Source organism: Nannocystis punicea (assembly GCF_026965555.1).
Taxonomy (GTDB): Bacteria; Myxococcota_A; Polyangia; order Nannocystales; family Nannocystaceae; genus Nannocystis; species Nannocystis punicea.
Map to the genome: position 1 here is coordinate 5310810 of NZ_CP114040.1, position 12291 is coordinate 5323100.

7 protein-coding genes are annotated in these 12291 nt (G+C 70.0%); all 7 read left to right on the plus strand.

Annotated elements, in window-relative coordinates; all coding sequences use genetic code 11:
* The first annotated feature begins 62 nt into the window (after nt 1–62).
* The 7 genes from lon to purD all read left to right on the plus strand — a co-directional run bounded on the left by lon (nt 63) and on the right by purD (nt 12229).
* Entirely contained in the window at nt 63–2513 is a 2451-nt protein-coding gene (gene lon, locus O0S08_RS20525) for an endopeptidase La (protein ID WP_269040895.1), read from the plus strand.
* Between the two features lie 277 nt (nt 2514–2790).
* A complete protein-coding gene (dnaK, locus tag O0S08_RS20530) occupies nt 2791–4731 on the plus strand; it encodes a molecular chaperone DnaK (RefSeq protein WP_269040896.1) in 1941 nt (646 codons plus the stop codon).
* A gap of 253 nt (nt 4732–4984) precedes the next feature.
* Complete coding sequence (locus O0S08_RS20535) at nt 4985–5854, plus strand: penicillin-insensitive murein endopeptidase (protein ID WP_269040897.1); 870 nt, start codon at nt 4985–4987, stop codon at nt 5852–5854.
* Nucleotides 5855–8022: 2168 nt separating this feature from the next.
* Nucleotides 8023–8568 (plus strand): MerR family transcriptional regulator, encoded by a 546-nt coding sequence (locus O0S08_RS20540; RefSeq protein ID WP_269040898.1) that lies wholly within the window; start codon nt 8023–8025, stop codon nt 8566–8568.
* 103 nt (nt 8569–8671) lie between these two features.
* A complete protein-coding gene (locus O0S08_RS20545; RefSeq protein ID WP_269040899.1) occupies nt 8672–9247 on the plus strand; it encodes a sigma factor-like helix-turn-helix DNA-binding protein in 576 nt (191 codons plus the stop codon).
* Nucleotides 9248–9283: 36 nt separating this feature from the next.
* Nucleotides 9284–10891 (plus strand): bifunctional phosphoribosylaminoimidazolecarboxamide formyltransferase/IMP cyclohydrolase, encoded by a 1608-nt coding sequence (gene purH, locus O0S08_RS20550; RefSeq protein ID WP_269040900.1) that lies wholly within the window; start codon nt 9284–9286, stop codon nt 10889–10891.
* A gap of 66 nt (nt 10892–10957) precedes the next feature.
* Complete coding sequence (purD, locus tag O0S08_RS20555; protein ID WP_371879548.1) at nt 10958–12229, plus strand: phosphoribosylamine--glycine ligase; 1272 nt, start codon at nt 10958–10960, stop codon at nt 12227–12229.
* Nucleotides 12230–12291: the final 62 nt, after the last annotated feature.

A 12291-nucleotide genomic window follows, 5' to 3' on the forward strand; every position in this document is an offset into this window, starting at 1 on the left:
CGCGCGCGTGGAACTCGCGTGGTTGACAGCCTAGGGCCGAGTGTTACGTTTCCGGCACTCTTGTGACCGAAAACACCCTTACTCCGCCCCCAGGTCGCCGCGAAGAGCCCCCGGAGCTGCCCGAGGTCATCTCGCTCCTGCCCCTGCGCAACTCGGTGTTGTTCCCCGGCTCGATCATCCCGATCGACGTCGGGCGGCCCAAGTCGGTCAAGCTGATCGAAGAGGCGATCGCGAACGAGCGGCCGATCATCGGCATCGTCACTCAACGCGAGGCCCGCGTCGAGGAGCCGACCGAGGCCGACCTGCACGCGGTCGGCTGCGCGGCGCGGATCCTCAAGGTCATCAAGCTAGCGAAGGACAACTACAGCGTCATCCTCCAGGGGGTGATGCGGATCTCGATCGAGCGCGTGGTCACCAGCGAGCCGTTCCTCAAGGCCCGCGTCACCGAGCTGCCCGACGTCGAGGGCGAGGACGTCGAGGCCGTCGCGCTGGTCCAGAGCATCAAGGAGACGGCCAAGCGGCTGATCGCCCTCGTGCCCGAGCTGCCGCGCGAGGCGGCGGCGCTGCTCGACAGCGTCAGCGATCCGAGCCAGGTCGCCGACCTCGTGATCAGCAACCTCGACATCGAGGCCGGCGAGAAGCAGGAGGTGCTGGCCGCCAACAACGTGCGCGAGCGCCTGCGCAAGGTGCTGATGCTGCTCACGCGTCAGCTCGAGATCCTCAAGGTCCGCGAGCGCATCAACTCGCAGGTCCAGGAGGAGATGGGCCACTCGCAGCGCGAGTACGTGCTGCGCCAGCAGCTCAAGGCGATCAAGGGCGAGCTCGGCGAGATCGACGACGAGTCCGGCGACATCGAGGAGTTCCAGAAGAAGATCGCCGAGGCGAAGATGCCCGAGGAGGCGGAGAAGGTCGCGCGCAAGCAGCTCGACCGGCTCAAGGCGATGCAGCCGAGCAGCGCCGAGTACACCGTCACCCGCACGTACCTCGAGTGGCTCGTCGACCTGCCGTGGTCGCTCTCCAGCGAGGACCAGCTCGACATCGCCACCGTCCGCACGGTGCTCAACGAGGACCACTACGACCTCGAGAAGGTCAAGAAGCGCATCCTCGAGTACATGGCGGTGCTCAAGCTCAACGCCAGCAAGAAGGGGCCGATCCTGTGCCTCCTCGGCCCGCCCGGGGTCGGCAAGACCTCGCTCGGCAAGAGCATCGCCCGCGCGATCGGCCGCAAGTTCGTCCGCATCAGCCTCGGCGGCGTGCGCGACGAGGCCGAGATCCGCGGCCACCGGCGCACCTACGTCGGCTCGCTGCCGGGTCGCATCATCCAGGGCATCAAGCGCGCCGGCACCAACAACCCGGTGATGATGCTCGACGAGATCGACAAGCTCGGCCACGACTTCCGCGGCGACCCGGGCTCGGCGCTGCTCGAGGTCCTCGACCCCGAGCAGAACTGGTCCTTCAGCGATCACTACCTCGAGGTCCCGTTCGACCTGTCGCGGGTGATGTTCATCGCCACCTCGAACTACCTCGATCCGATCCCGCCTGCCCTGAAGGACAGGCTCGAGATCCTCCGGCTGCCCGGCTACACGCGCCAGGAGTCGCTGGCGATCGCCAAGCGATTCCTGCTGCCCAAGCAGATCAGCGAGCACGGGCTCGAGAAGACCGATCTCAAGGTCAGCTTCACCGACGACGCGCTGCTCGAGATGGTCGACAGCTATACGCACGAGGCCGGCGTCCGTAACCTCGAGCGCGAGATCAGCACCGTCATCCGCGGGATCGCCGTCAAGGTGGTCGAGGGCGAGGTCAAGGACGAGGTCGTCATCACCAAGGAGGTGATTCCGGAGTACCTCGGGCCGCAGAAGTACCTGCCCGAGGTCGCGGAGCGCACCGCCGAGCCCGGCGTGGCCACCGGCCTCGCCTGGACCCCGGTCGGCGGCGAGATCATGTTCGTCGAGGCGACCCAAATGCCCGGCAAGGGCGGCCTCATGCTCACCGGTCAGCTCGGCGACGTGATGAAGGAGTCGGCGCAGGCGGCGATGAGCTACGTGAAGAGCCACTTGGGCCCGCTCGGCATCGAGAAGTCGGCCATCGAGAACATCGACATCCACGTCCACGTGCCCGCGGGCGGGATCCCGAAGGACGGCCCCTCGGCGGGCGTGGCGATGTTCGCCGCCATCACCTCGCTGCTCACCGGCACCTGCGTCCGCCCCGACGTGGCGATGACCGGCGAGATCACCCTCCGCGGTCTCGTCCTCCCGGTCGGCGGCATCAAGGAGAAGATGCTCGCGGCCCACCGCGCCGGCATCAAGCGCGTGATCCTGCCCGAGCGCAACCAGAAGGACGTGGTCGACGTGCCGGAGGAGATCCGGCAGGACATGACCATCCTCTGCGTGAAGAACGTGCACGACGTGGCCGAGCACGTGTTCGAGCGCCCGGTCATTCCGGCCGACGCGACCCCCGACGCCGCTGCGAGCGAAGGTCCTCGCGGCGAACCTCCCGCCACGGCTACTACCTGAGCGCGGGCTTTGCGGACCGCCGGGCCTGGGGATTCCATCCCCGGGCTCGCGGTCGTCGTTTGCGTGACGACGAGTTTTCGGCCGCCGAGAGCGCGCCGTGGCAGGTGCATTTTTCGGGCCCTTCCGCCGGCTCGGCTCGCTCGGTGGCCGATTGACATGCGAGAACCGGGCCTTACTCTGCGCCCGTAACGCTTCCCGGCCTTGTCGGCTCGAGTGGGAAGCAGAAGTCCCCCCGGCCCGTACGGGCCCCAAGTCCGAGAAAGGTCAGAGTTCCACAATGGGCAAGATCATCGGTATCGACCTCGGCACGACCAACTCCGTCGTCTGCGTGATGGAGGGCAGCGAGCCGAAAGTCATCCCCAACGAAGAGGGCGGTCGCACGACCCCGTCGGTGGTGGCCTTCGAGGCGAACGGCAACGTCCTCGTCGGTCAGCAGGCGCGGCGCCAGGCGATCACCAACCCCGAGAATACCGTCTACTCGGTCAAGCGCTTCATGGGCATGAGCATGGATTCCTCCTCGCACGAGGTCAACCGTGTGCCCTACAAGGTCGTCAAGGCGCCCAACGGCGACGCGCACATCTCGATCCGCGGCAAGGCGTACTCACCGCCCGAGATCAGCGCGCGCATCCTGATGAAGCTCAAGAAGGCCGCCGAGGACTACCTCGGTGAGACGGTCAACGAGGCGGTCATCACGGTGCCGGCGTACTTCAACGACGCCCAGCGCCAGGCCACCAAGGACGCCGGCAAGATCGCCGGCCTCGACGTCAAGCGCATCGTCAACGAGCCGACCGCGGCCGCGCTGGCCTACGGCCTCGGCAAGGGCAAGAGCTCCAAGGAGCAGACCATCGCGGTCTACGACCTCGGCGGCGGTACGTTCGACATCTCGATCCTCGAGGTCGCCGAGAGCGTGGTCGAGGTCATCTCGACCAACGGCGACACCCACCTCGGCGGCGACGACTTCGACGACCGCATCATCAAGTGGCTGATCGCCGAGTTCAAGAAGGAGACCGGCATCGACGTCGGCGGCGACAAGCTGGTGCTGCAGCGCCTCAAGGACGCGGCCGAGAAGGCCAAGATCGAGCTGTCGCAGGCGATCGAGAGCGAGATCAACCTGCCGTTCCTGACCGCCGACGCGACCGGACCGAAGCACCTGCAGATCCGCCTGTCGCGCGCCAAGTTCGAGGCGATGATCGAGGACCTGGTCAAGAAGACCATCGAGCCGGTCAAGAAGGCGCTCGCCGACGCGAAGAAGTCGCCGGGCGACATCGACGAGATCCTGCTCGTCGGCGGCTCGACCCGCGTGCCGATGGTCCAGAAGTACGTGAAGGAGTTCTTCGGCAAGGATCCGAACCGCAGCGTCAACCCCGACGAGGTCGTCGGCCTCGGCGCGGCGGTCCAGGCGGGCGTCCTCGCCGGCGACGTCACCGACATCGTGCTCGTCGACGTCACCCCGCTCAGCCTCGGCATCGAGACCCTCGGCGGCGTGACCACCGTGCTCATCCCGCGCAACACCACGATCCCGACCAAGAAGACCGAGGTGTTCACCACCGCGGCCGACAACCAGCCGTCGGTCGAGGTCCACGTGGTCCAGGGCGAGCGCAGCATGGCGTCCGACAACCGCACGCTCGGTCGCTTCAGCCTCGGCGGCATCCCGGCGGCGCCGCGCGGCGTGCCGCAGATCGAGGTCACGTTCGACATCGACGCCAACGGCATCGTCAAGGTGTCGGCCAAGGACCGGGCGACCAGCAAGGAGGCCAACATCACCATCACCGCCAGCAGCGGCCTCAAGCAGGACGAGATCGAGCGGATGGTCAACGACGCCTCCAAGTTCGAGGCCGAGGACAAGAAGCGTCGCCAGGCGATCGAGAACCGCAACGGCCTCGAGGCGCTGATCATCCAGACCGAGAAGCTGCTGGCCGAGAACGGCGACAAGTTCCCGGCCGGGCCGAAGGCCGAGGTCGAGTCGGCCATCACCGACGCGAAGGCGGCGTTCGACTCCAAGGACGACGACCGGATCGCGGCCGCGAAGGACAAGCTGATGCAGGCCTCGCACAAGCTGGCGCAGGCGGCGTACGGGCAGCCCGGCGCCGAGCAGGGTCCCGGCGGCCCCGGCGGGCCGGGTGGTGCCGGTCCGGGCCCCGGTGGTCCGGGCGGAGCGGGCGCCGGCGCCAAGACCGAGGGCGACGTGATCGACGCCGAGTTCGAAGAGAAGAACTGACGCGCTCCGGCGCGCATCGGGCCGAGTCCCTCGCGGGGCTCGGCCCTTTTTGTTTGCCGAGCCGAAGGTCGGCGGACCGCGCGACGCCCGTATCGGCAGACCTCTCCTCGGCGCGTCACCGAGTCGATCGCGGCGGTCGCCGGGTCGGCACCCAGGGGGACGCGAACCGACGAAGTTCTCGCCTCCATGCGCGCCAGCGCGAGTTTGCCCGTCTTTGGACAGCGCGAGGCGGAGGGACTAAAAGAATGAGGGTATGCGTCGTCGCGCGAAGGCTGTCGCTGCGCTCGCGTTCGGGCTCGTCCTCACCAGCTGCGCCGGTCCCAACCTCTGGACCGACGGCACCAGCGTGTCGACGGGCCTGTCGAGCCGCGGTCGCCTGCGCCGGCCGGCCAAGCTCGAGCTGACGGGCAGCGGCTTCAAGGTGCCGGAGCGGTGGAAGACGCGCGGGTTCCAGTACGGCACCGAGGAGCTGGTGACGGCGCTCGGCCGCGCGGCCAAGTCGGTGCGCGGAGGATCCAAGAAGGCCACGCTCGGCATCGCCGACCTCAGCCCGCAGCGCGGCGGCAAGTCGAAGTGGCACAGCAGCCACCAGAGCGGCCGCGACGTCGACCTGATCTTCTATAGCGCCGACGAGCAGGGCAAGCCGCTGGCGCCGCCCGAGAACGACATGATCCGCTACGACGGCGAGGGCAAGCCGTACATCCGCGGGAAGGGCACGTACAACGACGCGATCTGGGAGCAGCGCCGCTTCGACACCGCGCGCAACTGGGCCCTGGTCGAGGCGCTGCTGAGCGACGCGACCATCCGCGTGCAGTGGATCTTCGTCTCGCAGCCGCTCGAGGACCGCCTGGTCGAGTACGCGACGCGCCACAAGAAGCCCCGCTGGCTCATCGAGTTCGCCCGCGCGGTCATGTACGACCCGCCCGACGCGCCGACGCACAGCGACCACTTCCACGTGCGGATCTACTGCCCGCGCGACGATCGGTTCCACGGCTGTGTCGACCGCGGCGTGGTCTGGCAGCACGAGAAGAAGTCGTACAAGTACGGCGGCCCGGAGCGCTACGACCCCATCGCGTGGCGCTCGCTGGCGTCGCTGTCGGCGATCGCGCTCGTGCCGGGCTGAAGCCGCGCGAGGCGTGGGCGCTGCGCGTCGACGTCGCGGTGTCATGGACGGGCTGCTCGTTGCGCGATGGTTCGGTTGCCACTCGAGCGCTCGCCCGCGAGGCCGAGCGCGAGCTGTTCGTCGCGCGGTGACATGGGCGAAGGGACAGGTCGTGAGGCCGCCGCCGATGCTCGAGAGCTGTCCGGCTGCTCCCGGCGAAGGGTCGTGCGCGAGCTGTTCGTCGCGCGGCGATAGGGTCGAAGGGACAGGTCGTGAGGCTGCCCGCTGATGCTCGGGCACTTGCTCGAGTGCTCTCGGCGAGGGCGGCACGCGAGCTGTTCGTCGCGCGGCGATAGGGTCGAAGGGACAGGTCGTGAGGCTGCCCGCTGATGCTCGGCACTTGCTCGAGTGCTCTCGGCGAGGGCGGCGCGCGAGCTGTTCGTCGGGCGGCGATAGGGTCGAAGGGACAGGTCGTGAGGCTGCCTGCTGATGCTCGGGCACTTGCTCGAGTGCTCTCGGCGAGGGCGGCGCGCGAGCTGTTCGTCGCGCGGCGATAGGGTCGAAGGGACAGGTCGTGAGGCTGCCTGCTGGTGCTCGGGCACTTGCTCGAGTGCTCTCGGCGAGGGCGGCGCGCGAGCTGTTCGTCGGGCGGCGATAGGGTCGAAGGGACAGGTCGTGAGGCTGCCCGCTGATGCTCGGGCACTTGCTCGAGTGCTCTCGGCGAGGGCGGCGCGCGAGCTGTTCGTCGGGCGGCGATAGAGTCGAAGGGACAGGTCGTGAGCTGCCTGCCGGTGCTCGGGGGCTGCCCGGCTGCTCGTAGCGAGGGCCGCGCGCGAGCTGTTCTTCGCGCGGCAATAGGGTCGAAGGGACAGGTCGTGGGTCCTGCCGGTGCTCGGGAGCTGTCCGGCGACTCCCGGCGAGGGCTGCGCGCGAGACCCACTCGCAAGTTGCGAGCGGTCGACCGAGCCAGCACCCGACTCGCCAGTTGCGAGCGGTCGGCCGAGCGGGACGGGCTCGCGAGTTGCGAGCATCGGCCTGCCCTTGCGAGTGACATGGGGGCTAGCGACCTGCAGCCGGGGCTTACCGGGTACGAGCAGTTGGGCAGGGGCGCGCGACCGCGCGGGCTCGCAAGTTGCGAGCGTCCGGCTGCGCGAAGGGCCGGCTCGCGAATTGCGAGCGTCCGGTCGCGCGAAGGGCGGCTTGCGAGTTGCGAGCGTCCGGTTGCGCGAAGGGCGGCTCGCAAGTTGCGAGCGTCCGGCTGCGCGAAGGGCCGGCTCGCAAGTTGCGAGCGTCCGGCTGCGCGAAGGGCCGGCTCGCAAGTTGCGAGCGTCGCAGGTGCGCAGAGACTCGCCACCTGCGAGCCGACCTCGCCACCGCGGGCGGTCGAGCGACACACGCGAGCGCCGCTCGTGGGCTCCGGAACTCGAGTCGAGCGAGGAGTCGGTGATCGGCTCGGCGAGCCGGCGAGCGAGGTCGGCGAACGGTCGTCTCGACGTAAGTCGGCTCGGCGAGCCGACTTGCGGGCTCGTGCATCTCGCAAGTCGGCTCGGCGAGCCGGCCTGCGGCCTCGCGTCGATCCGCGTGGCCCGTGCAGCCACGGCCGGGCTCGCAAGTTGCGATCGGAGCGCTTCGCCACGAACGGCCGCTTGCTGGCTCGCAGCCCGCGAGATCGCGTGAATTGAGCCGCTGGCTGCGCGCATGCGCGCGTCGGCTGCGCCTGGCTCGAAGGTCAGGAGGTCGATCGCGAGATCTCTGCGATGGAGATCTGCACGTCGATGTCCCGAGCGCTGGTCACTCCGATCTCTTGAGTAGATCGGGATGCCGATCGGCCGCCTCGCTGCAGGCGGCGAGATCTCGCGTCATCGTGGTGCTGCGCTGGCTGAGGCTGTTGGTCGTCCGTCGTGACTCGCGGGCGCGACGGCTGCTCGTACGGCGCTTGAGCTGAATGCCTGGGCAGGGGGGTACTGAACGTTCTCGCAGAATGCGAGGCGACCGAAACTTGCCGACATCGCGTGAAAGTGCTTCTAGTGATCTACTCAGTAGATTATATTGCGGACCCACAAGCCAACCTGATCGCGCCAAAGGAACTACACGGCTTGGATCACACCTCCGCTACCTTGTGAAGCCTCTCCGCCCGGGCACCGCAGTCCACGCGCTCCCGGCCGCGACTCCCTCCGCAGCAACCCGCCATGCCGACCTCGCTCACCGAAGCCCAGATCCGCGACATCGAAGCGAGCAGCCCCGAGGGGCTGTCGTCGCAGCAGCTCGTCGCGGTGTTCGAGGACGCCGACGTCAAGTTCAGCGAGGCGAACCTCCGCCGCTACGTGCAGCTCGGCCTGGTGCCGCGCTCGCGGCGGGTCGGCCACAAGGGCAAGCACCTCGGCTCGCACGGCGTGTACCCGATCCGCGCGGTGCGGCGCATCAACACCATCAAGAAGCTGATGGCGGAGCGCTACACGATCGAGGAGATCCAGGCCAAGTTCCTCACCTTCAAGGACAGCATCGAGATCCTCGACGAAGCACTCGAGGAGCTGCTGTCCGCCTTCGCCGCGAAGATCGACGCCGAAGAGCCGTCGCCGCGGCGCGACAGCCTCTACGGCGAGCTCCGCTCGCTCCGCTCGGCCGCCGACGCGCTGCTGTCCGGCGTCTACCGGCTCGAGAAGCTGCTCATCGCCGGCGGCGGCGCAGTCCGTCCGCGGGGCGGTGGGGCCGCGAGTCCGACTGAACTTTTGTAACTGTCCTTTTAGACCTGTCCTTTCCGACCTGCTCGTTCGTTCCGCTCACCTCCGCGCATTGGGTATACCGGCGCCGCTCCGCGCGCGCCGCCAGGGGATCATCATGCTGAAGCACATTTCTTCCGCCACCGGCAGCGACCTCGATCGCGACAGCGACCTCGACGAGGCCCGCGACCACGACACCGACCACGAGATCGCGAGCGACGCCGGTGAAGAAGCCGGCGAGGACGACGCCGCCGACGACGGCGACGATCCGCGTCCGATCGTGCGGCGCGCCCGCGCCAAGACGATCGCGATGAAGCGGCTCACCAAGGAAGAGCTGCGGATCGGCGCGCTGCTCTACCCGGAGCGCAGCTACTGGCGGCCCAAGTCCCGCGGCGAGTGTGCCAACGTCGCCCGCCCGTGCCCGTACGTCAGCTGCAAGCACCACCTCTACATCGACGTGAACCCGGCGACCGGCAGTATCAAGATCAACTTCCCCGACCTCGAGGTGTGGGAGCTGCAACACTCCTGCGCCCTCGACGTGGCGCAAGGCGGCGGGATCACGCTGGAAGAGGTGGGTGAGATTCTCAACCTCACGCGCGAGCGCATCCGCCAGGTCGAGGTCCGCGGCCTGCTCAAGCTCAAGGAAGCGGGCGGCGAGGATCTTCTCTCGTACCTGGCCCGCGAAGAGGGTTGACCCGGCCGCCGCGCGGGTGGTACCGCGGGCGCGCCTATGACCGCGCCCACGCCGATCCGTCGCGCCCTCGTCAGCGTCAGCGACAAGACCCACCTCGAGGTCCTGGCGCAGATCCTCATCGACTCCCAGGTCGAGGTGCTGTCGACCGGAGGGACCTATCAGGCCCTCGAGGCGCTCGGCGTCGCGGTCGTCAAGGTGAGCGAGTACACCGGCGCGCCCGAGATCCTCGGCGGGCGCGTCAAGACGCTGCACCCGAAGATCCACGGCGGGATCCTGGCGCTGCCGACCCCGGCGCACGAGGCAGAGCTGCGGCTCCATGGCATCGCCCCGATCGACCTCGTGGTCGTCAACCTCTATCCGTTCCGCCAGGTCGTCGCCAAGCCCGGCAGCAGCTTCGAGGACGCGGTCGAGAACATCGACATCGGCGGTCCGGCGATGGTGCGCGCGGCGGCCAAGAACTGGCAGCGCGTGGCGGTGGTCGTCGACCCGGCCGACTACGCGCGCCTCGGCGAGGCGCTGCGCGAGCACGGCGGCGCGCTGCCCGAGAGCCTGCGGCGGTCGCTGATGCGCAAGGCCTACGCGCACACGGCCGCCTACGACGCGGCGATCGCCGGCTACCTGGCGCGCTTCGACGACGCCGGCCTGTCCCTCGGGACAGATGTGTTGCCCGAGCGGATCTTCGTCGCCGGCGCGGCCCAGGGCGAGCTGCGCTACGGCGAGAACCCGCACCAGCCGGCCCGCTTCTACGCGACCGAGCTGGCGGCCGGCGAGCCGGCCGGGCTGCACCGCGCGGTCCAGCACCAGGGCAAGGCGCTGTCGTACAACAACCTGCTCGACGCCGACGCGGCGCTCGGCCTGTGCCGCGACCTCAGCCGGCTGGGCCTGGCGGCCGCGGTCATCAAGCACGTGTCGCCGTGCGGGGCGGCGATCGCCCGCGGCGACGAGTCGCTCGCCGACGTGTACGTGCGCGCCCGCGAGGCCGACGCCGAGAGCGCGTTCGGCGGGATCGTGGCGCTGTCGGGCCCGGTCGACCGCGCCGTCGCCGAGCGCCTGGCCGAGAGCTTCCTCGAGGTCGTGATCGCGCCGTCGTTCAGCCCCGAGGCGCTGGCGCTGCTGGCCGGCAAGAAGAACCTGCGCCTGTTGTCGCTCGAGGACATGCTCGTCGGGACAGGTCCCGAAGCCCAGGCGGCGCTGCGCCTGCGCTCGATCGCCGGCGGCTTGCTTGCCCAGCGCGAGGACGCGGTGACGGTCGCGGCGGCGCAGGGCAAGGTGGCGACCCGTCGCGCGCCCACTGCCTCCGAGCTGCGCGACCTCGAGCTGGCGCAGATCGTCGGCAAGGCGGTGCGCTCCAACGCGATCGTGCTGTGCAAGGACGGCGCGACCGTCGGCATCGGCGGCGGCCAGACCTCGCGCGTCGAGGCGGCCCGGCAGGCGACCGCCCGCGCGGGGGCGCGGGCGCAGGGGGCGGTGCTCGCCTCCGACGCCTTCTTCCCGTTCCGCGACGGCGTCGACGCTGCGGCCGCGGCCGGGGTCACCGCGATCGTCCAGCCCGGCGGCTCGGTCCGCGACGAGGAGGTCGTGACCGCGGCCGACGAGCACGGGCTGGCGATGGTCTTCACCGGTCAGCGCCACTTCCGCCACTGATCCGCTTCTGATTTTTGGTTCAGGTCCGAAAGGCCAGGTGCGATCGTGCATGTCCCGAAGAGCAGCTTGAAGGTCCTGATCGTCGGCGGCGGCGGTCGCGAGCACGCGCTGGCGTGGCGCTGCCGCGTCGAGGGCCACGAGGCCCACGCCGCGCCGGGCAGCGACGGCATCGCCGAGGACGCGACCTGCCACGCGGTCGGCGTCGGCGACCTCGCCGGCCTGGTCGCGCTGGCCGACTCGCTGCGCCCGGACCTGGTGATCGTCGGCCCCGAGCAGCCGCTGGTCGACGGGCTGGCCGACCGCCTGCGCGCGGCAGGTCACGCGGTGTTCGGGCCGTCGGCGGCGGCGGCGGAGCTCGAGGGCAGCAAGGCGGTGGCGAAGGCGTTCATGGCCCGCCACGCGATCCCCACGGCGGCGCACGTGACGGTCACCGGGCTCGACGAGGCGCTGGCGGCGGTGCGTACGTTCGCCAGCCCGCCGGTGATCAAGGCCAGCGGCCTGGCGGCCGGCAAGGGCGTGGTCGTGCCCGAGAGCTTCGCCGAGGCGGAGCTGGCCGTTCGGTCCTGTCTCGAAGGACATGTCTTCGGCGACGCCGGCGCGACTGTGGTGCTCGAGGAGCGGCTGCACGGCGAGGAGGCGTCGCTGTTCGTGCTGACCGACGGCGAGCGCTGGAGCCTCCTGCCGCCGGCGCAGGACCACAAGCGCCTGAGCGACGGCGATCAGGGGCCGAACACCGGCGGGATGGGCGCCTACTGCCCGGCCCCGGTGTGCGACGGGGCGGTGCTGCGGCGAGCGGAGCAGGAGATCGTGGGGCCGACGCTGGCCGGGCTGCGCGCCGAGGGCCGGCGGTTCGTCGGCGTGCTGTTCGTCGGCCTGATGATCGCGCCGGACGGTGCGCCGAAGGTGATCGAGTACAACTGCCGCTTCGGCGACCCGGAGGCGCAGCCGGTGCTGTTCGGCTTGCAGACGCCGATCGTCGCCGACCTGCTGGCGGCCGCTCGCGGCGAGCTGACGCCGCGCACCTACGCGGCCGCGCCGGCCGCCAGCGTGGTGGTCGCGGCGGCCGGCTATCCCGGCGAGACCCGGCCCGGCGCGGCCATCCGCGGGCTCGAGGCGGTCGCGGGGCTCGCCGACGTCAAGGTGTTCCACGCCGGCACGCGTCGCGGCGCGCACGGCTGGGAGACCCGCGGCGGGCGGGTGCTCGGGGTCTGCGCTCGCGGCGTCGACCTGCGAGCGGCGATCGAGCGCGCCTACGCGGCGGTGGCCGGCCTCGAGGTGGAAGGCGGCCAGTTCCGCCGCGACATCGGCGTGCGAGCGCTCACCCGTCACGCGGAATGAGGCGGCCTGCGGCGCGCGGGCAGGGGGTCGCCCACGCCGCGCGCGCGAAGCGTGGTATACGC